The 21,056-nt window shown below is 51.7% G+C and carries 20 protein-coding genes; 5 read left to right on the top strand and 15 right to left on the bottom strand.

The window, feature by feature from the left end:
• Positions 1-157 precede the first annotated feature (157 nt).
• Positions 158-1,117, top strand: coding sequence for an SGNH/GDSL hydrolase family protein (locus tag B157_RS0107785; RefSeq protein ID WP_020602794.1), 960 nt, complete (start codon positions 158-160; stop codon positions 1,115-1,117).
• 316 nt (positions 1,118-1,433) lie between these two features.
• Here the strand turns inward: B157_RS0107785 and B157_RS0107790 are convergent, their stop codons facing one another.
• The 3 genes from B157_RS0107790 to B157_RS0107800 all read right to left on the bottom strand — a co-directional run bounded on the left by B157_RS0107790 (position 1,434) and on the right by B157_RS0107800 (position 3,288).
• A complete protein-coding gene (locus B157_RS0107790) occupies positions 1,434-2,135 on the bottom strand; it encodes a superoxide dismutase (RefSeq protein WP_020602795.1) in 702 nt (233 codons plus the stop codon).
• Positions 2,136-2,277: 142 nt separating this feature from the next.
• Positions 2,278-2,889: a recombination mediator RecR gene (gene recR, locus B157_RS0107795; RefSeq protein WP_020602796.1), complete on the bottom strand. Its 612-nt coding sequence runs from the start codon at positions 2,887-2,889 to the stop codon at positions 2,278-2,280.
• 108 nt (positions 2,890-2,997) lie between these two features.
• Positions 2,998-3,288, bottom strand: a complete 291-nt coding sequence (locus tag B157_RS0107800; protein ID WP_020602797.1) for an ATP-dependent Clp protease adaptor ClpS — start codon at positions 3,286-3,288, stop codon at positions 2,998-3,000.
• A 112-nt stretch (positions 3,289-3,400) separates the two neighbouring features.
• On the opposite strand from B157_RS0107800, the gene B157_RS0107805 reads away from it, so the two are divergent.
• Entirely contained in the window at positions 3,401-4,864 is a 1,464-nt protein-coding gene (locus B157_RS0107805; RefSeq protein WP_020602798.1) for a sodium:solute symporter, read from the top strand.
• Positions 4,865-5,042: 178 nt separating this feature from the next.
• Here the strand turns inward: B157_RS0107805 and B157_RS0107810 are convergent, their stop codons facing one another.
• From B157_RS0107810 to B157_RS0107820, 3 genes are all read right to left on the bottom strand, one after another.
• The gene (locus B157_RS0107810; protein WP_020602799.1) at positions 5,043-7,574 is read right to left on the bottom strand and encodes a PAS domain S-box protein; all 2,532 of its coding nucleotides are present in this window, start codon (positions 7,572-7,574) and stop codon (positions 5,043-5,045) included.
• Between the two features lie 256 nt (positions 7,575-7,830).
• Positions 7,831-8,655 carry a 1,4-dihydroxy-2-naphthoyl-CoA synthase gene (gene menB, locus B157_RS0107815; RefSeq protein WP_020602800.1) on the bottom strand — a complete coding sequence of 275 codons (825 nt, stop codon included), beginning with the start codon at positions 8,653-8,655 and terminating at the stop codon, positions 7,831-7,833.
• An 84-nt stretch (positions 8,656-8,739) separates the two neighbouring features.
• Positions 8,740-9,204 carry a DUF2452 domain-containing protein gene (locus B157_RS0107820; RefSeq protein WP_020602801.1) on the bottom strand — a complete coding sequence of 155 codons (465 nt, stop codon included), beginning with the start codon at positions 9,202-9,204 and terminating at the stop codon, positions 8,740-8,742.
• Positions 9,205-9,323: 119 nt separating this feature from the next.
• Here B157_RS0107820 and B157_RS0107825 point away from each other — a divergent pair, with 119 nt between their 5' ends.
• From B157_RS0107825 to B157_RS0107835, 3 genes are all read left to right on the top strand, one after another.
• Positions 9,324-9,791: a QcrA and Rieske domain-containing protein gene (locus B157_RS0107825; RefSeq protein WP_026308562.1), complete on the top strand. Its 468-nt coding sequence runs from the start codon at positions 9,324-9,326 to the stop codon at positions 9,789-9,791.
• 79 nt (positions 9,792-9,870) lie between these two features.
• A complete protein-coding gene (locus B157_RS0107830) occupies positions 9,871-10,941 on the top strand; it encodes an AMP-binding protein (protein WP_020602803.1) in 1,071 nt (356 codons plus the stop codon).
• A gap of 26 nt (positions 10,942-10,967) precedes the next feature.
• Positions 10,968-11,708 carry a hypothetical protein gene (locus B157_RS0107835; protein ID WP_020602804.1) on the top strand — a complete coding sequence of 247 codons (741 nt, stop codon included), beginning with the start codon at positions 10,968-10,970 and terminating at the stop codon, positions 11,706-11,708.
• On the opposite strand, the gene B157_RS0107840 is transcribed toward B157_RS0107835, so the two are convergent.
• From B157_RS0107840 to B157_RS0107880, 9 genes are all read right to left on the bottom strand, one after another.
• Positions 11,703-12,410, bottom strand: a complete 708-nt coding sequence (locus tag B157_RS0107840) for a class I SAM-dependent methyltransferase (RefSeq protein ID WP_245565040.1) — start codon at positions 12,408-12,410, stop codon at positions 11,703-11,705. The two genes, B157_RS0107835 and B157_RS0107840, sit on opposite strands and share 6 nt — an antisense overlap.
• Before the next feature lie 68 nt (positions 12,411-12,478).
• Positions 12,479-13,120, bottom strand: coding sequence for a Uma2 family endonuclease (locus tag B157_RS34705; protein ID WP_020602806.1), 642 nt, complete (start codon positions 13,118-13,120; stop codon positions 12,479-12,481).
• Positions 13,121-13,234: 114 nt separating this feature from the next.
• Positions 13,235-15,598, bottom strand: coding sequence for a glycoside hydrolase family 65 protein (locus tag B157_RS0107850; RefSeq protein WP_020602807.1), 2,364 nt, complete (start codon positions 15,596-15,598; stop codon positions 13,235-13,237).
• A 30-nt stretch (positions 15,599-15,628) separates the two neighbouring features.
• Positions 15,629-16,072 (bottom strand): type II toxin-antitoxin system VapC family toxin, encoded by a 444-nt coding sequence (locus B157_RS0107855; protein WP_020602808.1) that lies wholly within the window; start codon positions 16,070-16,072, stop codon positions 15,629-15,631.
• The gene (locus B157_RS0107860; protein ID WP_020602809.1) at positions 16,069-16,278 is read right to left on the bottom strand and encodes a hypothetical protein; all 210 of its coding nucleotides are present in this window, start codon (positions 16,276-16,278) and stop codon (positions 16,069-16,071) included. Before B157_RS0107860 ends, B157_RS0107855 begins: the two co-directional genes overlap by 4 nt.
• A 5-nt stretch (positions 16,279-16,283) precedes the next feature.
• Positions 16,284-16,880 (bottom strand): DinB family protein, encoded by a 597-nt coding sequence (locus B157_RS0107865; protein WP_020602810.1) that lies wholly within the window; start codon positions 16,878-16,880, stop codon positions 16,284-16,286.
• Positions 16,881-16,891: 11 nt separating this feature from the next.
• The gene (locus B157_RS0107870; protein ID WP_020602811.1) at positions 16,892-17,497 is read right to left on the bottom strand and encodes a nucleotidyltransferase family protein; all 606 of its coding nucleotides are present in this window, start codon (positions 17,495-17,497) and stop codon (positions 16,892-16,894) included.
• Positions 17,498-17,578: 81 nt separating this feature from the next.
• Positions 17,579-19,570, bottom strand: coding sequence for an alpha/beta hydrolase family protein (locus B157_RS0107875; protein ID WP_020602812.1), 1,992 nt, complete (start codon positions 19,568-19,570; stop codon positions 17,579-17,581).
• Positions 19,571-19,787: 217 nt separating this feature from the next.
• A complete protein-coding gene (locus B157_RS0107880) occupies positions 19,788-20,783 on the bottom strand; it encodes a type I phosphomannose isomerase catalytic subunit (protein WP_026308564.1) in 996 nt (331 codons plus the stop codon).
• Positions 20,784-21,056: the final 273 nt, after the last annotated feature.

The following is a 21,056-nucleotide window of genomic DNA, read 5'->3' on the forward strand; positions in this document are numbered from 1 at the left end:
TTTTTGGGTAATTCAACCAGGCAGCAAGCTCGTTGTCTGGCTCCAGAAAGCATATTCTGCCTCATGCAGTTGGTCCATTCGATTGCCGGGGTGGACATAGCGAAGGGTAGATAGTTCCGGAACAGGGTCTTTCTCCAGCGAAATCAACGGTTATAGTATGGTCCATTTTTTTCGATATACTGCCCACTTGCTCCTGTTTTTTTACCTGGCACAATCAAGTCGTCATTGTTACGGCCAATCGCTGTTTCCCCCTACGGTCAAACGGATTGTGTTTCTGGGTAACAGCATCACCTATGCCGGAAAATACGTCACCGCCATCGACATTTACTACCGGTCGCACTACCCAAACCAGCCCATCGAGTTTATCAATGTCGGATTACCGAGCGAAACGGTTTCGGGGCTTTCCGAAGAAGGCCATGCCGGTGGTAAATTTCCCCGCCCCGACCTGCACGAGCGGCTGGGGCGGGTGCTCGCGCAAACCAAACCCGACCTGGTTTTTGCCGGTTATGGCATGAACGACGGCATTTACCTGCCGTTCGATGAGACCCGTTTCCAGCCATTTAAAGACGGTATCGAGTGGCTCCACAATGAGGTGGTGAAAACTGGGGCCGCAATCGTTCATCTTACACCACCGGTTTATGATGACCTGAAGGGTGGGCAACCGGGGTACGGTGCCGTCCTCGACCGGTATTCGGACTGGTTGCTTGAGCAGAAAACGGCCAGAAACTGGCGGGTAATCGATGTTCACTACCCGATGAAGGCCTTGCTGGATGCGCACCGAAAAGTGGATTCGACCTACATGATCACCGGGTTTGCCCTGGCCGAAGACGGGGTACATCCGGGCGATGTGGGGCACTGGATCATGGCCAGAGCTATCCTGCTTGGCCTGGGTGCGAAAGCCGTTGCCTCAGTACCGGACCTCAAAGCTGCAATGGCTTCGGTACCAAATGCGGCTCAACTCATCAAACTCATTACCGACCAACAAACCCTGATGAAAGATGCCTGGCTGACAGCAACAGGCCATAAACGCCCCGGCATGAACGCAGGGTTACCGCTGGAAGAAGCCAAAAACAAGGCGGCCACTATCGACACACAAATAAAAGCACTCCTGCCCTGATAAGAGAGGGTGTAGGCCGAGTTTGTCAATCCACAGGCCCGGTGGGCCGTTATCTCTGTAGTAGTGGCTGGGTGATCCGTTTTTTAGCTCCATCGGAGCGGTATCTTAAAGCAAGATACCGCTCCGATGGAGCTAAAACAAACCGACTGCACTTCTTTTCTACAAAGATGATGGTCCGCTGGACCTATTGACAAACTTGTCCTGTCCTGATAAGAGATGATGCCGTTTAAAAGTACCGATATAACGAAAAAGCCGGTCCGCCAATGCAGGGTACTACCCTGTATTGGCGGACCGGCTTGGTTTTTTACCTATTCGATCAGGAAAAGTTTTTCCCTACTTTATTCCAGTCGACTACGTTCCAGAACGCATTGATATAATCAGCGCGTTTGTTCTGGTATTTCAGGTAATAGGCGTGTTCCCAAACGTCGATACCCATGATGGGGGTTCCTTTTTTCTCGGCCAGCGCCATCATCGGATTATCCTGATTGGGGGTCGATATGATTTCGAGGTCATTACCATTTTTAATGAGCCACGCCCAGCCTGAACCAAAACGGCCCGTGGCGGCTTTGCTGAACTCCGTTTTGAAGGCATCGAACGAGCCGAACTTCTTATTGATGGCATCGGCCAGTGCCCCTTTTGGTGCACCACCGGCGTTGGGTCCCATGATATTCCAGAAAAACGTGTGGTTCCAGTGCCCACCGGCATTATTCCGAATGGCCGCAGATGTTTTGGCATCGACACTTTTAACGATTTCGTCGATGCTCATCTTCGCCATCTTCTCGTTTTCGGGCATGCCCAGTGCCTTGTTCAGGTTCGTCACGTAGCCCTGATGATGCTTGTCGTGGTGAATTTCCATCGTCATTTTGTCGATGGATGGTTCGAGGGCATCATAGGCGTACGGCAGTGGAGCCAGCGTGAAGTTACCATCGGCGGCAAAAGACGAAGAGCCAAAAGAACGGAAGGCTAACAGGGTGGCCGATGTACCAAAAGCTAGTTTCAAAAATTCAGAGCGATTCATGTGCGTGTTGGTTTTGGGAAACGAAAAATCATTGACAACCGTATCGTCGGTCTATTACTGAAACGGCCCGTATGGGCTAATGTTCGGTAGGCAACGAAAAGAGATTTTCGCACCAGACGTTTACCCGCCTTAGTTACGAAATTTATTCGTAGGCAATCCGGCTCAGGATACTTCGCCCAAGGGTTACTTCGTCGGCGTATTCGAGGTCGCCACCAATGGGGACGCCCCGGGCAATGGTAGAAATTTTGAGGTTGAAAGGTCTCAGTCTCTTTTGTAGGTAGAATGCGGTAGTGTCCCCTTCCATAGTAGGGCTGATGGCCAGAATAATCTCCCGCACCTGTTCCCGTTCCGAACCGGCAAGCCGGGTCATGAGCGAGTCAATCTGCAAATCGCTGGGGCCAACGCCCTCTACCGGCGAGATGATGCCCCCCAGCACATGATAAAGCCCTTTATACTGTGCGGTGTTTTCAATAGCCAGCACATCGCGGGTATCCTCCACCACACAAATCAGCGACTGGTCGCGCTTATGACTGGCGCAGATCGTACATAAATCATGGTCGGACAGGTTGTGACACTTCCGGCAGTATTTGACGTTAGTCCGCATAGCCGTCAGACTCCGGGCCAGCGTTTCGGTTTGATCTTCGTCGCGTTTGAGGAGGTGCAGCACCAGCCGGAGGGCCGTTTTCTTTCCGATACCCGGCAGTTTCGAGACTTCATTCACCGCGTCTTCTATGAGTTTGGAGGGGTATTCCAAGGATTCGCCTAATTAAAGAGTGAAAGAGTGGAAGAAGGAAAGAGTGCCATAACGGAAATCGGCTGACGCATCAACTTTCGCTCTTTCACTCTTTACCACTTTCGCTCTTTAGTTTAATACTTCTGCATTAATACCCCGACGGCAGATTTCATTGCGCATGGGCACCAGTTCATCCCAGGAGCCGTTTTTGACGGAACATTTGCCTTTGTAGTGAATCAGCAGCGTACACTGTTCGGCCTGTTCGGGCGTGTGGGCACAAACGTCGATCAGCGTAGCGATTACATGATCGAAGCTATTGACATCATCGTTGAACACCACCAGGTTATGAACGTCGGTCTCGACTACTTCATCCAGTACATCAACATCGGTCGACCAGTCGTTTTCTTCAAAAGGTTGCATGGAAAATAAAAGCGTGTTTACTTAGCAAATTTACGGCAAAATGACCACTAAAAAAAGTCATTATCGCCTTTATAAGAACCCCACTTGCGGCTGAAAAGTTGCCTTATTCTGCATGAACACTACCCTTGCCTTAGTGATTTTAGTCGTCTATTTCGGCCTGTTGATTGCTGTTTCCTTTTACACGGCCCGGGGTGCCGATACCACTACTTTTTTTACGGCTAACCGGCAATCTCCCTGGTGGTTAGTGGCCTTCGGCATGATTGGCACGTCGCTGTCGGGGGTCACGTTTATTTCGGTGCCGGGTGCGGTGGGGAGCATCGGCTTTTCCTACTTTCAGGTCGTACTGGGCTACATTGTGGGCTACATTGTTATTGGAACCGTACTGATGCCGCTTTATTACCGACTCAACCTGATTTCTATTTACGGCTACCTCGAACAGCGCTTTGGTTTCTGGTCGTATAAGACGGGGGCGGGTTTCTTTATTCTGGCCCGAACCGTTGGTTCGGCCGTTCGGCTCTACGTAGCCGTTGGGGTACTGCAACTGGCGTTGTTCAACGCCCTGGGTGTTCCATTCGAGGTATCGGTTCTGATTACCATTGCCCTGATTTGGGTGTACACCTTTAAAGGGGGCGTTAAAACGATCATTGTAACGGATACCCTCCAGACGGTTTTTCTGGTTACGGCCGTGATATTGACCATAATACTGATTTCACAGCAATTGGGACTGTCATTTAGCGGGCTGGTGCAGACGGTCAAAAACAGCCCGATGTCGCAGGTCTTTTTCTGGGATGCGAATGACCCGAAAAATTTCTTCAAGCAGTTTATTGCCGGAACCTTTATCGCCATCGTCATGACGGGCCTGGATCAGGATTTGATGCAGAAAAACCTGACCTGCAAAAACATCGGCGAAGCCCAGAAAAATATGTTCTGGTTCACTATCACCCTGGTTTTTGTCAACTTCATGTTTCTATCGCTGGGGGTTTTGCTGTACGTTTTTGCCCAGCGCGAAGGCATTACCATTCCTACCCGTACCGACGATCTGTATCCCCTACTGGCCCTGAATCACCTCGGTCTGGTGGTGGGCATTACGTTTTTACTGGGTATCACGGCGGCTACCTACGCCAGTTCCGACTCGGCCCTGACAGCCCTGACCACCTCCTTTTGTGTCGACTTTATGAACGTGGAGAAACGCCCTGAAGCGGAACGGTCACGCATCAAGCAAATCGTTCACATTGGTTTCTCAGTGCTTTTTTATATCGTCATCATCATTTTCCGACAGTTGAACAGTAAGGAAGTCATTACGGCGGTGTTCGATATTGCGGGCTACACCTACGGGCCGCTGCTGGGGTTATATGCCTTTGGTATGTCGAACAAACGCCCGGTTATGGATTGGGTAGTGCCCTTTATTTGCCTAGCCTCGCCGGTGTTGACCTACGTTGTCAATGAAAACTCAGCGGCCTGGTTTGGCGGGTATAAATTTGGTTTTGAGCGGTTACTGCTCAATGGCCTGTTTACGTTTATTGGCCTTTGGGTGGTATCGAAACCGGTAAAAGAAGCCGAACCGGCAGGCGTGTAAGCAAGCGGCCGTATTATCGATACTGATTCCCTGTTTTTAACGTGAGTACGGGATTGATTTTAGTAAATAGCGGGGTAGTTTCAATGGGCAGTATTTTTGTTGTTAATAGTCTGTTTGCCAGACCACTAACAACAAAATAACGATTAATAATAATACCTGACGTTCAACGACAAAGCACTTAAACCGGCAGGTACACGCTGAACGTGCTCCCCTTTCCGGGCTGGCTGGTGGCCGTGATAGCACCCCCGTGGTTAACAACCACTTTTTCGCAAATGGCCAGCCCAATTCCGGTGCCGGTGTAGTGCTGCCTGCCGTGCAATCGCTGGAATACCTGAAAGATGCGGTCTACGTATTTGGGGTCGAACCCAATGCCGTTGTCTGCTATGTCGATACGATAGTAGTTCTCGGCCCAGTGCGTTGGCTTTATGGAAGCAGGCAGTATAAGTGACGAGACTTTTTGGTGACGAATTTTTACGATCGGCGGGGTATCCGGCCGGCGAAACTTGAGGGCGTTACTCAACAGGTTCAAAAAAAGCTGCCCCAGTTGAGAGGCATCTCCGTATAGTCTGGGCATTGATTCGACGATCACCTGCGCGTTCGTTTCGATGATAACCAGGTCCAGATCATTCAGTACTGTGTTGATTACGTCCCTGACAAAAACCAGTTCGACGGTATCCTTTCGGTTCGCTATCCGGGAGAAGGTAAGCAGGTCTTTGATGAGCACCGACATTCGATTGGCCGCTGATTGTATTCGCTCCAGCAGATCGACTCCTTCGCCTAACTGTGTTCCATACTGGTCCTGTAGTAAGTTACCAAAGGATTGAATTTTACGCAGGGGCTCCTGCAAATCGTGCGAGGCAACAAAGGCAAACTGTTCCAGGTTTTGGTTCGACTGAATAAACAGGCGGTTTGTTTCCGCCAGCTCTTCATTGGCCTGAACCAGTTCTTCGTTGGAAGCAGCCAGTTCTTCGTTACTTGTCTCCAGTTCGCCCGTGCGTTCCTTCACCTGCTGCTCCAGTTCGGCAGACAGGTCACGATACCGTTCTTCATTGGCTTTGAGTTCATTTCGATCTATAACCTGCCCGGTCACATCGACTGACATGGCCATGATGGCGTACACCGTACCGGTAGCATCACGCAGGGGCTTAAGGGTAAAATCGAAATAATATGTACTCAGCGATCCACCCACCTCCAGTGCCACAGCAGCCGCCTTTTGTTCGTAGGGTTGAGCCGACGTGAACACGTTATTCAGAATTTGCAGGAAGGGTTGCCCATCGAGTTCAGGCAAAATATCGGTTATCTTCCTGCCAAGTAGAAAATCTCCCTTACCCCAATGGGCAATCATGGCGGAATTGACCACTTCTACCCGCAGTTCCCGACCAACAAACAGACAGGTTGCCACGGGGGCTTCTTCAATGAGCAGGCGGAATCGGCGTTCACTTTCCCGCAGGTTTTGCTCTATTTTTTTTCGCTCCGTAATATTTAGGCTGACAGTTGCCAGCCCAGTCACTTCGCCAGACGTAGCATCCGTAATAGTTACGGCGTTCCATTCAAGCCAGAAAGGATTCCCGGTACGGGCGTTCACAAAGCGAATTTCCTGCGAGAAATAGCCTTTCTCCGGTAGTTCAGCCAGGAGTTTTTGGGCCAGAGGCCAATCCTCAGGATACACACAATCCTGAATAGTTTTCCCGGTAAACGTATCCCAGCCCAGCATGGCCAGGGCAGCCGGGTTACCGTATTGCATGGATGCATCGGTTGCCGCCATGCCAATAAACTCATGGCTGGCCTCCATAATGGCAATCAGCTTCTGTCGTTCTTCTTCCGTTTCCCTTTGCCGGGTTATATCCTGTAGTGTACCGTTGAACCGGTAGGCTACATTGTCATCATTGAACCACGCCCTCCCTTTGGCCCGCACCCTTCGCTCCTGCCCGGTTTTTAGATGTATTATGGTATAATCGACATCGTACTGACCACCTGATTCATAGGTTAATACCTGGCGAATGGTATCCGTTACGCGCTGCCGATCGTTTTCGGCAATGACACTGATTGCCAATGGCAAGTCAATTTCGGCCTCGGACGGTAAGCCAAACCACTCTTTTAGCCGATCATTGCCGGTAAACCGGTTTGTGCGGGGGTTAAGATCCCAGGTGCCCAGTTCAGCGGCTTCAATAGCAAAATGCAGCTGGTCTTTATTTTCGGCGAGCTGTTTCAGATTGACTACTTTTTCGGTGGTTTCCATGCAGGTAGTCAGCACACCTGCCCGTTTACCCGTTTCGTCGATGACAGGGCTACAGCTGAATGTCCAGTACACGTCCTCTATCTTTCCATTGCGACAGATAGGAATACACTGGTCTTCACTCCAGGTGGCTCCCTTCCCGGAAAGAACCTGATCAATTAGTGGCTTGATAACCGGCCATGTTTCTGGCCAAACGGCTTCCCCTGGCCGACCCAATGCATGAGGATGTTTACCATCATTTCCCATGCTGGGTCTGTAGGCATCATTATAAAAACAGGTCAGTTGATCCCCCCAGAAGAGGAACATCGGGAATCTGGAGTTCAGAATAATACTGAGGGTTGTTCGTAAACTCGGCGACCAGGTGTCCGGCGTACCCAAAGACGTTTGCGCCCAGTCAAACGAACGGGTTAAACGACCCATTTCCCCTCCACCTTTCAGAAAAGCATACATATCGGTATGTTGGTTTGACTGCATAAGGCAGAAAATAGCGGTTGAGTGTAAACAAACGGGTCATTCTACATCACTGTAATGCTGTAATAAGGAGTATAAGATAAATGACCAACAAAAACCAGTAGGGATTTGCCCTAAGGATACGTCATAGAGTTAACCCGGCCACTGTACAATATGTTATAACATAAGAACAGGGATCAACCTACATGTAACGAACGGGCCAGTGTACACTGGCCCGTTCGTTACATAGAGGTTGATCCCGATAAGTGATGCAGAGTGATCAGGGAAACTTCGGAAACTTGCTGAAATCTGGCTTTCGTTTCTCCAGGAAGGCATCCTTTCCCTCCTTTGCTTCCTCCGAAAGATAATAGAGCAGAGTAGCGTCGCCCGCTAGTTGCTGAATACCGGCCTGACCGTCGAGTTCGGCATTGAACGACGCTTTGAGCATCCGCAGGGCAATGGGGCTTTTTTCGAGTATTTTCCGGCACCACCCAATAGTTACTTCTTCCAGTTGGTCGAGTGGGGCTACTTTGTTGACCAGGCCCATATCCAGGGCTTCCTGCGCGTCGTACTGGTCGCAGAGAAACCAGATTTCGCGGGCTTTTTTCTGCCCTACTATCCGCGCCAGATACGACGCCCCAAAACCACCATCGAATGAACCCACTTTCGGTCCAGTCTGCCCAAAACGGGCATTATCGGCGGCAATGGTCAGGTCGCAGACCACATGCAGCACATGCCCGCCCCCAATGGCGTACCCTGCCACCATAGCAATAACGGGTTTGGGTATCCGCCGGATTTGCATTTGCAGGTCCAGCACGTTCAGGCGGGGGACACTGTCTTCGCCAATGTAGCCGCCATGCCCCCGCACCGACTGGTCGCCACCGGAGCAGAAGGCTTCGCCCCCTTCGCCCGTCAGAATAACAACGCCAACGCGCTCATCCTGCCGGGCCAGTTCCATCGCTTCCGACATTTCCTTCACGGTTTGGGGCGTGAAGGCGTTCCGTTTGTGCGGGCGATTGATGCTTATTTTGGCGATGCCTTCGTAATAACTGAACAGGATTTCCTGATATTCTTTAATCGGTTCCCAGGGGTAGTTGCTTGTCATAAATTCTTAATGAGTGAATGATAGAATGAATGAGTGAATGATAGACTGAGTGAATGCTGTTAGAAAAACCATTCGCTCAGTCTATCATTCACTCATTGAAAATTCAGTTTCGTGATACTGCACATCCCAGGTATGGTCGGCCATCATCCGGACGGTGGCCAGACAGCGTTCAAACGGGAATTTACGGCCCCATTCGGTCGGGCCAACCATTGAAAGCAGGTCCGTACCATTCTTGCGCGTGTAGAAATGGTAGGTGTGCCCTACCACCGGCTCAAAGCTCATGTGGGCCGAATAAATTCGCTCCGACACCTCCACCCGGTTGCGGATGGCCGTTGCCTGCTCGGCCAGCAGCTGCATTTGTTTATACAACTGGCTCAACTGCATGTCGGTTTGCTCGCGCATGGCTGCAACGGCCCGGCCCGTGATTTTCCCTTTGTCTTCGGGACGAATAACCGCTCCCCCTGCCGTGTGTGCGTAGGCCAGCAGTCCCGGTGATTCGGCAACTTTGTCCGGCGAAATTGGATTGATAAAAACTTTTGCTTCTTCCATACCTGTTTGTTGGGTAACCGCCCTGTAAACGTCTTTGTTCACTGTCGTCGAATGACAAAAAATAACGCATATTTACACCATAAAACGGCATAACGTCACAAAAGTAAATGAAAACCGGCATGGAAACTACCCTCCCGCCCACCGAACATCACGGATCACCCCGGCACACTTTCTTTCGCTCTACCGGTATTGGCCTGGTTACCTTACTTTTAATGCATCTGGCTTTTGGCTGTTCGGGACAGTCGGGAAGTGATACAACGCTGGTTCCGGTCCAGGGTATTAATTTTACGCTGAATCTGACCGATAAGGCCAACGAAAACCTGACCGTTAAGGGCGGATACGTTATAACGAACAATGTTATCATTGCCCAAACCAAAAGCGGCAATTTTGTGGCGGTGTCAGTCAACTGCACCTACGACAAGACAAGGTTAGTCTTTAAGGCCACTGAAAATCAGTTCTATTGCCCGGCCGACCTCTCCCGATTCGACACGACCGGTAAAGTCATTTCCGGCCCGGCTACCCTACCGCTAACTGCCTACAAAATAGAACCGAATGCGGCAGCGGGCACGCTGGTGGTCCATAATTGATACATGATGCAGGATACAGGGTATAGGACTCAGGTTTTATTCATATGCCCTGTATCCTGCATCATACGTCCTCTTGAAAATGTCTCTTTTCCTCACACAACATACAAACTGGCCCGCTCCCCAAACGCCCTACGAAACGGAGGCCCTGGCGTTTTGCCGGGCCTGGTTAGCGGGTCAGGAACGCTTTACGCTACATACGTCCGGCTCCACCGGAACGCCAAAACCGATCACCCTCACGCGGGCACAGATGCAGGCGAGTGCCCGCCTGACCGGCCAAACGCTGGGGTTATTGTCGGGCGATACGGCCCTTGTTTGTCTCAATATCCGCTACGTGGCTGGTATTATGATGCTGGTACGGGGGCTGGAACTGGACCTACCCATGACCATTATCGAACCAGAAGCCAATCCATTTATAAACGTCACGCCTGATACCAATCCCTTTGCCTTTACTGCCCTGGTACCGCTGCAACTGCAGACCATTTTATCGACGGGCAATGAGGGCCAGGTAGCAATGTTGAACGCCATGAAAGCTATTCTGGTGGGAGGAGCTGCTACCAGCCCGGCGCTGGAGCAGGCATTACAAGTCATTAGGGCACCGGTCTACGCGACCTACGGCATGACCGAAACGGTATCGCATGTGGCCCTCCGGCGGCTCAATGGCCCTGACCGGAGCGAGTGGTTTACTGCCCTTGAGGGTGTCGACCTCGGTATCGATGAGCGTGGCTGTCTGCACATCACGTCGGCGGCTACGAATTTTGAGCGTATCCAGACGAACGACGTTGTTGCCCTGCCCGACCCAATGCACTTCCGGTTGCTGGGACGCGCCGACCGGGTCATTAACAGCGGAGGAGTGAAAATACAGCCCGAACAGGTCGAACAGATTATTCAGCAGGTGTTAGCACAAAATCAGGAAAACGGGTTGCCCCGTTTGTTTGTGGCCGGACTGCCCGACGAAAAATTGGGTCAGCGGGTGGTGGTGGTCTGCGAACAGGTTTCCCTTCCCGATGCGCAATGGACAGCCATGCAGGGTGCCATTCGGGAGAAAGCAGGCCCGTACGCCGTACCGAAGGCGTGGATTACAGTTCACCAATTCGCCGAAACACCTACGGGCAAGGTTGACCAGCGGGCTATACTTGCTGGAATACGCTAACTTTGCCGTTTGCCAATTACTGCCTTATGTCTTTTCAACGTCTCCGGATTCGCTACCAGACCGCCCGGTCGCTACCCGCGCCCTACGCCTATTTTTATACCCTTACCGCCCAGCCCACGGCCAATAGCGACATACAGCTGGATCTAGCTATGACGTATCCCGACCGCGACGATATTGACGATGATGAACTGATTGCTGAAGGGTTCACCCGCAACGATGACCTTACCTGGTCTGGACGGTTACCCAAAAACTGGTTTGATACGCTAACAAATCTTGCCCGCGCCACCCGCCTGCAACCGCTGGATGAAGATGCGCTGGGTGAAGACGACGACTTCTGGGAAATTACCCTCGAAACAAGTGGCGAAAAGAAGAAACAGGGTATCCCGAAGAACAGCGACGACTGGCAGTATACGATGCAGGAACTGATTCAGGCCATCTACGAACGCATGAATCGGGAACGGCCTTTTGAACTGACCTACATTGATAACAGCCCCGGTGCTGGTACGCTGGAACGCCGGCTAACGGCTTCCTTTACCGAACGAGCCATTCGGCTTCTGCGGGTTCAGAACCAACGGGAGCAAAGCAGCACGTTGCCCTGGTCCACCTTACAGCAGGTGATGGGCCAGGTATACGAGCATGATTTCGACCCGCAGGATGCTCAGCTAAAACGGCCTTCCCGCAGCGGTCAATGGCTTAACCTGGGCACCGATGAGTGGTACGATATAAGCCGGCTGAAGAGCCTGACCCGGTTCCTGTCCGACTTATAGGTACCACACCTCCGTCGATACCATTCCGCTTACCTGCCCTTTTTGCTTACTGCGTTGTAAACCTGATTCGGCAAGGAGTTTCTGCCAGTCCGCCAGTTCTACGGTTTTGATACCGGCCGTCAGCCGAAAGAAGCGGATCATCGTCCATAGCAGGAGCTTCTGCCACCCGATCCGGGGGTTTACAAAGTCGGTAACGAACCACAAACCACTGGGGTTCAACACCTTTTGGAGTTGGGGAATCAGGCCCGATTGCAGGTACTGTTCGGTGAACAGATCCAGCACGAAGGGCGTCATGATAACGTCGAACGACTTCTCCGGTTTCAGGGACATCTCATCCCCTACCCGAAACACGACCGAACCCGCTATGTTGTGGTTAATCACCCGCTTACTGGCACGGGCCAGCATCTGAGCGGATGCCTCCAGGTAAACAACCTGGTTTGGCTGGCAGTGGATAAGCACCTGCTGGAGTAGCCAGCCCGTGCCGCCCCCCACAATTAGTATGTGTGCGTTGGTCGGAATCTGATTCAGGAATACGACCTGTGCCCGTCGCAGCCGGTGACCGAAGACCAGAAAAGCGAGGAAATCATAAAAAGGAGCGACCCAATCGAAATTTGGCTTTCCAGCGGGCGTATGCTCCATACTGCGTTTGTATTCCTTACGGGAAAGAATCGTTTCTTTCCGAAGCAAATATATCCCGAACAACCGTCATTGTTGACGGATGGCAAAACAGGGAGTCCTATTTACGCCATAATGCGCTCTGTCAGGCAACCTCATGCAAAGGGAAATTTCTTATAAATCGCACTCAGGGCCACGTCATTTCCCAGCACCGGAACGGATTCGGTCAGGTTGTGGGCACTGGTATTGAGCCATAGTCCGGGCGTGTCGGCCCGGACGTACGAGATAACCCACGGCTTGTGCTGACTAACAAACAGTACCTGTTTCAAACCCGGAATCTGCTTATACAACTCCAGTTTTTCGCCCAGGTCAAAAGCCAGGGTGCTTTGTGATAGCACCTCAATGAGCAGCACCGGATTTTTCACGGTGGCCGTTGATACGTTACCACTTGGCAACACCAGATAATCGGGCGGTCCCTGCACAACGCTCACATCCGCATTGACCGAGTCGCCGGTGGCTTCAATGAAGATTTTGATGTTACTGCTATATACAGTCAACTCATCCTGACTGTCGAATAAAGACACCAGTAGATAATTGAGCCGGGAAACCAGCGACTCGTGGGGTAGTGATGCCTGCGACATGGAGATGATTTCGCCGTTTACGTATTCAATAGTGTACTCGCATTGCTCGGCGAAATCCAGGTATTCGTCAAAAGAAGCCTTTACCCGAAGCGTATCGGGGGCCAGTTCGCGCTCGGCAAGGGTTAGCGGCAGTGGATGCAGGACGGTCGTTGTCATAACGGAGTCGGTTATATAGGGTAAATCTACCGAAATTAGCGTTAAAAAAACAGGCCAGCATCGGGTCGATACGGGCCTGTCAGGCATTGGCAGAAGGATAATCTGTCGTATGCTTTATGCTGGAACGTTAACTAATCCTTTCATTTTTACCGTACGTTTGCTGCTGGCTTTTACGACCACCTCTTCACCAAATACGGTCAGCGTAATGGGTTCCTCCGAAAAATTCTCCACCGTAACACCCTGCTGCGTAGTGGTTACCTGCAACATGGCTCCCCGGAACCGAATCTTGAACGACAGAGACTGCCAGTTATCCGGGCAGTAAGGGTCAAGAATGAGTTGGGCGTCATTACCCATGCCCCGTTTCACCCGCATCCCGCCAAACCCTTTCACCACAGCCAGCCAGGTACCGGCCATGCTGGTGATGTGACACCCGTCTTCGGTGTCGTTATTGTAATCGTCGAGGTCGAGCCGGGCGGTGCGGAGATACATCTCGTAGGCCTTGGCCTTCATGCCCAGCTTCGATGCCTGAATGGAGTGTACGCAGGGCGACAGCGATGATTCATGCACCGTCATGGGTTCGTAGAAATCGAAATTCCGCTTCAGGGTTTCCGCATCGAACTCATCCTCAAAGAAATACAGCCCCTGCAGCACATCGGCCTGCTTGATGAAACAAGACCGCAGAATCCGGTCCCAGGACCAGTGCTGGTTGATGGGTCGCTGTCCCCTTGGAATGTCCGAAACCGGCATCAGGTCTTTATCCAGAAAACCTTCCTGTTGCAGAAATACGCCTAGTTGCTCGTCCTGAGGCAGGTACATCTTGTTAATGATATGCCCGGCGGTGGCCAGTTCCTTCTCTTCCCGGAAGTGAATCCGATCAATCAGTTCAGCGTATTTATCGGGGTCCAGGGCTTTCACTGTAGCAACGGCTTCGGTGGTGTAGCGGAGTGTCCAGGCAGCAATGTAGTTGGTATACCAGTTGTTGTTGACGTTGTTTTCGTACTCGTTCGGCCCCGTTACGCCCAGCATGACATACTGCTCTTTCGCGGTCGACCAGTTGACCCGCTGGCTCCAGAACCGACTGATGGCAATGAGCACTTCCAGCCCGTACTCAACCAGGTACTGCTCGTCGCCGGTGTAGCGCACGTAGTCGTAGATGGCGTAGGCGATTGCCCCGTTCCGGTGAATTTCCTCGAACGTGATTTCCCACTCGTTGTGGCACTCTTCGCCGTTCATGGTCACCATCGGGTACAGCGCGGCACCGGCCCGGAACCCCAGTTTCTGCGCATTTTCGATGGCTTTCCCCAGTTGCTTGTACCGATAAACGAGTAGATTTTTGGCTACTTTCTGGTCGGCGGTGGCGAGGTAAAAGGGCAGGCAGTAAGCCTCGGTATCCCAATACGTGCTGCCGCCGTATTTTTCACCCGTAAATCCTTTCGGACCAATGTTTAGTCGCTCGTCTTCGCCGGTATAGGTCTGGTTCAACTGGAAAATATTGAACCGGATACCCTGCTGCGCGGCCATGGTACGATCGTCCGAATCCCCCTCAATGACGATGTCATTCATTTTCCACTTATCGGCCCAGGCCTGCTTCTGCTCGAACAGCATTTTGTCGAAGCCTTTCCGCGTAATCTGCTGCATGTACTGATGCGCCTGCTTCATTAACTCGTCCGAATCGTAATTCAGCGACGACAGGTTTACGCCGTACTTGTAAATGACGGTTTCCTGATTTTGCCGGCAATCGAGTGAGATACGGTTGGCTACGTATTTTTCGTATTTGATAGGCTGCGACTGGAAGTCCACTCGTACGCCATCCTGCTCGATTTCCACGCACATGCCCGTAGCCACGTGAAAATCGGTTTTTCGGGTACGCAGTTCGATATACGCTTCCCCGTAGGCCGTTTCTTTTCGCACTTCATCCCAGAAGGTTTCGTCGTAATTAGCATCCCGGTTCCGAATATCGCCGTTGATGTAGGGCGTAACGGTAATTTTACCATCAAAATTCAGCGGTTTGATGGCGTACCGAATGGCCCCGGCCTCATCGTCGACGATGGAGCAAAACCGTTTGGCATTTACCTGTAGCTGTTTGCCACTTTTCATCACGGCCACAAATGAGCGTTCCAGGTACCCTTCCTGCATGTTGAGCACCCGCCGAAAATCGCGCACCTCGCACTGATTCAAGTCGAGGATTTCGTACTCCACCTCCACGTCGATACCAATCCAGTTGGCGGCATTGAGCACTTTGGCAAAGTATTCGGGATAGCCATTTTTCCACCAGCCCACGCGGGTTTTATCGGGGTAATAAACCCCGGCAACGTAGTTACCCAATAAGGTTTTGCCGGAGTATTTCTCTTCAAACGACCCGCGCCCGCCCAAACGGCCATTGCCCAGCGACATCAGGCTTTCGGTAATTTCATTAAACTCAGGGTGAAAACCTTCTTCAACAATATTCCAGGGGTCTTGCTTAATGTAGTGTTTCATTCAAACTAAATCATAGGTTATTGATACCATTTACAACGTATTAGGATTCCAGACAATGTGCGCAAACTCCCGGGCCAGGGTATTCAGTCGTTCATCGGCACTTGCCAGAATAGGAGATGGATACGTAAGCTGCTGATAAGTGGCCAGCTGAATAGCATCCAACGTACGAAGACTATACCGAATAGCATACGTCTGGATTAACTGCTCAGCAGAGCGGCAAACGGCGTCATGGATTGGCTCTACATAGAAATTAGTAAGCGAGTCGTCGAACGCCTGAGTAGCTACCTGCCATTTTTCCTGTGTAAGTTGCCCCGTGCGGTATTTCGTCGCGAATGAACTTTTAATTTCAATACAGGCTAGTTCTGAAATGAAAATATACGTTTCCGGGTCCTGAATGATAGTGGTTACCTGTGCGCTACCTTTTTCATCCGTGTAGTATTTGACTAAAGCAGACGTATCAAAAAAATAAATCATAGTCTATCTTCACGCTCGTCAATGATAAGTTGACTCAACGACCCTTTCCCCCCTTCAAGGGCCTCCCTAACCTTCAGATAAGCATTATTCTTAATTCGGGTTGGGGGAAGCTGGTCTTTTATCTCAGCGATGTATTTAGAGACCTTTGCCAACTCAGATTCCGACAATTGATTCAACTGCGAGGTCACTTGTTCTTTCAGGCTCATAGTCGTCAACTTTGTATTTTTACAAAAGTATTCATTTCTGCCTTTACGCGCATGGCCTGATTCAGGTGCCGTTCAGTATGTGCCACCAGCATCCGAAACGTGTCGCCCAACCTGATTTTCAGCCATTGGCCGAACAAACTGGCGACTTTCTCCTGATTCCAGTCGAGGTAAACGGCTTTATCCAGTAAGGTATGGAGCAGTGTCTGTAATTCATTGAATTGTTCCAGTACCGCTGCCGGGTCTAAATCAGCCGCGCGCCGGGGTCGGATGATGCCCGGTGCGGGGAGTTTCATTTTCGCCTGAGGGTCAACAATGTGCAACATCACTTTACCTATCCAATCGCTTTCCAGTACCTGATCAGCAGGCTGGGTTTGCAGCAGTCCCAGGGTATCCACTTTGTGCTGTAGGTTCCGGATATAGTAGCGTTCGGCCAGGTTCAGATGTTGTAAACACTCCACAATACTCCAGCCGGGAGAGGATCGGCCAACGGTTGGTTTCCAGCGTAGCTGTTCCTCAGTGAGGGGCGTAAACTCCCGCTCAATGGTTTGCAGTATGACCGAAAGGCGTGTTTGTAGGTCGTGGGCAGTCTCAAGCTTATTCATGGGAATTGGTTTTATTGGGACTGCATCTGTACCTGCTGAAACAACTCGATATCCCGTTTGGAATTAAGGTCGATCCCACCGGCTTCAAACGGTACTTCGGCACAGTCGCTGCGGTGGCGAACGATCACCCACTGCACGCCTTTATCTCCTTCCAGCTGAAGTAATTCATTGATATAATCGCGGTAAAAAAGGGTGGGAACTCCCAGTTGCGTACCGTACCGACAGGCGACAATACCGTTGCTTGTCTCTCTCCGAACGTCGATCATGTGCAGCAGCAGACCCAGCGAAACCAGGGGCTGGTCGGTATGCAAAACCAGTACCGTTTCGATTTCTTTTTTGGTCAGGTACAGGGCGGCCAGACCCGTTTTTAACGACGATGCCTGCCCCGTAGGCCAGTTCGGATTATCGACCAGGGTGACGGGCAAATCGGTCAGTTCGGGAACGATTTGGGCACGCTCGGCTCCCAGCACCACCACAACAGGACCCCGTTGCAGGGCCAGTGCCGTTTCGGTAATTCGGCGAATCAATGACTGCCCTTTATAGTGTAATAACTGTTTGACTCCCCCGCCCATTCGTGACGAGTCGCCAGCCGCCAGTATAATCGTTCCTACGTTCAACACAACCTTTTTTGGTGAAAGACGAAGGTAGGAAAAAAGTAGGAAAAGGGTACGGAGATAAGCGAATAGGACAACATTAGCCTACAGTGTCTTTGCTTTCAAATACTTATCGAACCAGTTCAGGTAGCGTTCGGCGCGGTCTTTCAAATAGCTGGGCGTTGTGATACCGTGAAACTGGCCGGGGTAAATAATCAACTGCGTGGGTACGCCCAGCGACCGGAGTGCCTGATACATCTGTTCGCTACCGGCTACCGGCACGTTGAAATCTTTCTCGCTGGCCATGAACATGGTTGGGGTTTTGATCCGGTCGGCCTTCAGGAACGGGTACGACAGTTTCAGCCATTTTTCGGGATTTTTCCAGGGGGCACCCAGTTCGTTTTCGTACTGGTTCGTGTACTGGTCGATGCCGTACATAGCCAGTTGCAGGGAGCTACCCGCCCCACTAGCGGCTGCCTTAAACCGGGTATCGGTCGCGATGGTATAGTTGGTCAGAATGCCGCCGTAGCTCCAGCCGCCAATACCCAGCCGCTCGGGGTCGGCAATACCTTTCTCCACTACATAATCGGCCGCGCCCAGAATATCCTGTACCTCCTTATTACCCCAGTCGGCGTAGATCGCTTTCGTAAAGTCAAGGCCGCGTCCGTTGCTGCCCCGGTAGTTGACGGCCACTACCGCGTAGCCCCCGGCGGCCATAATCTGGCGGTACAGGTCGAACGAAAACTCATCCTGCCCCACCGGTCCACCGTGGATAAAGAAAATAGTGGGCATTTTTTTGTTGGTGGGTGCATTCGCCGGTTTAAACAGTATGTTCGACACGCTGGTACCATCTTTGCTTTTCGAGGTAAACCCCTCTACCGTAGCCAGTTCCAGTGGAGCCAGAAAAGCATCGCTCACGTGCGTGAGTCGGCGGGGGGTACCATTTTCGAGGGCGTATAACTCGCCGGGCAGTTGTGGTTCACTGAATCCCGCCAGCCAGCTCCCGGCCGATACAGGCTCTAAACTCCCGTAGGACCGGTTGCCACCCGCCACTTTCGTAAATTTCCCATCGGCCAGCGTGTACTGACCCACGTAGGTTTGCCGGTCGTCGGCCACCAGTACCCCAATGGATTGCCCGTCTTTCGACCAGCGGGGGTTACGGACGGGCCGGTCCAGTGCCTTCGACAGTAGTTTCGGTTCACCACCATCCTTACCGATGACCGCCAGCACCGGTTGGTCATACATCAGGAAATCACCCGACGCCGTTGACCGCTGGTACGCAATATACTTACCGTCCGGACTCCACACGGGGTCATTGTCGGAGCCAGTCCAGGTCGTCAGTTGCTTCAGGGCAGCCCCTTTTCGAGCCTCCATTACGTAAATGTCCGTGTTCTGATTTTTGTCCGGTTCGGCCGTACGGTTACTAACAAACGCCAGCTGCTTCCCATCCGGCGACCAGACCGGTGCTGTTTCGTCGTAGTCACCAGTGGTCAGGGTATCGATTTTTTTGGTAGCCATGTCGAACACGTACAGATGCACGGCACTACGTTCCAGATACCCTTTCATGTCGGCCTTGAAGTGGTAGCGGTCCATGACGTAGGGCTTCCGCACTTTCGTTTTGGCCGAATCGGCATAGTCGGGGTCGCGCAGCACCAGGGCTATTTTCTTCCCGTCGGGTGCCCATTCGTAGTCTTCGAGGTCCGTTTTGAGGTCGGTGAGTTTTTTAGCTTCGCCCCCGCGCCGGTCCATCAGCCAGAGTTGTCCCTTTGTGGCACCCTGCCTCGCCGACACAAACGACAGGTATTTCCCATCAGGACTGAACCGGGGCCGCGATTCGCCGTCGGGACTACTGGTGAGCTGCACCGTTTCCTGCCCGTCCCAGCTCACCATCCAGAGGTCGGCATTGCGTTTATCCTTCGTCGTATCGACACTCGACAGTACGTAGGCCACCAATTTCCCATCCGGCGATACCTGCGGATCGTTGATGGTTTGTAGCCGGTAAATATCCTGCGGGGCGATGGGTCTTTTTTTGGCGGGTGTTTGTGCCAGGCTAACCGCAGCAGTCAGCGTTAGTATGCCAAGGAGTATTGTTTTCATGTGTATGAAGTGAGCGTATAGTACCGGATATTGACTAAACGGCAAAATAACCGCTATTTTCGTTGGATAAGGCAGCAACAGACCAAAAAATCTTCGCCCTTTCTCCGCTTATCTATCAAAAAACAACTCCCTCTACCATTGATCTCAATAGGAATCAACAGTAGAGGGATCCATTTCGATGTTTACATCCCAGCGTATCCAACAACGCAGTTCAAGCTTAGGGAACGTAGGTTTCCAGAACGGTCATATCGCCATCAGGAACCAGGGTGACGTTATTGATAGCCGCCGGAATCAGGACACACTGTCCCATAGCGAGTGGTACGCTGTATCCCCCCGGTGCTTCGACGGTGAGTGCCCCCGATACGCAGATGAGAATGACGAACGAGTCGATGTGGGTGTAATCGTGCTCAACTTCCTGGGTAAAATTCAGGACATTGGTCACGAAATAATCACTCGTTACGGCATTCACGCTCTCGTTTTGTTTATGCTCGTAGGGCGTTTTGTAGTGGTCGTAGTGGTGATAGTCGATGGCGTCAACGGCCAGTTCGGTGTGCAGTTCGCGTTTCTGTCCAGTGGTAGCATCCACCCGGTCGAAGTCATAAATCCGGTAGGTAGTATCGGAGGTTTGCTGGATTTCGGCCAGCAACAGTCCTTTTCCAATGTAATGAACCCGCCCGGCGGGCAGAAAAAACACGTCGCCGGGATGGGCCTCTTCCATGTTGAGCAGGTCCTGAATGGTGTTGTCCGCTACGGCTTTCACGTATTCGTCTTTGGTCACCTCCCGGTTGAAGCCCGCGTTGAGTTGCGCTCCTTCGTCGGCCTGCATGATGTACCACATCTCAGTCTTGCCGAAGCCACTTTTACGTTTTGCGGCCAACGCATCATCCGGGTGTACCTGAATGGACAGGTCGTCATTGGCATCGATAAACTTGACCAGGAGCGGAAACCGGTTGCCGTATTTTTCGTACACGTGCTGCCCAACCAGGTCGCCTTTGTACTGCTCGACCAGGTCGCGCAGTGATTTTCCGATAAGGCTACCTTCTTTCACAACCGACACGTTGCCTTCCACATCGGATACCTCCCAGGTTTCGCCACAGTTAGGCAGGGGACGGTCCGGCGATCCGGTAAAGTCTTTGTTGAGGATGGTCTTTATTTTTTGACCACCCCAGATTTTATCTTTAAAAATAGTCTCGAATGTCAGCGGATATAACATAGGGAAACGAACCGCCGAGCGGTCCGGATAATTGAAAAATGATACAGTAACAATGATACTTAAACCGGCAAGATAGGGCAATTGTTGGTTTGGTAACTATCCTGTATCGGGTTATCAGGACCACCGCCCCCAAAGTAAAGCCTGTTGCGGGTTGAGAGCAACGTTACCCACGAACTGGAATGCCTTTTTTGATGGCGTGGATGAATACCGCCTTCAAGGGCGACACTTACACTCTTTTGTCGATCCCCTGCCAATCCAGGGTATTCTGTTTGT

It is taken from the genome of Spirosoma spitsbergense DSM 19989 (genome assembly GCF_000374085.1).
Taxonomy (GTDB): domain Bacteria; phylum Bacteroidota; class Bacteroidia; order Cytophagales; family Spirosomataceae; genus Spirosoma; species Spirosoma spitsbergense.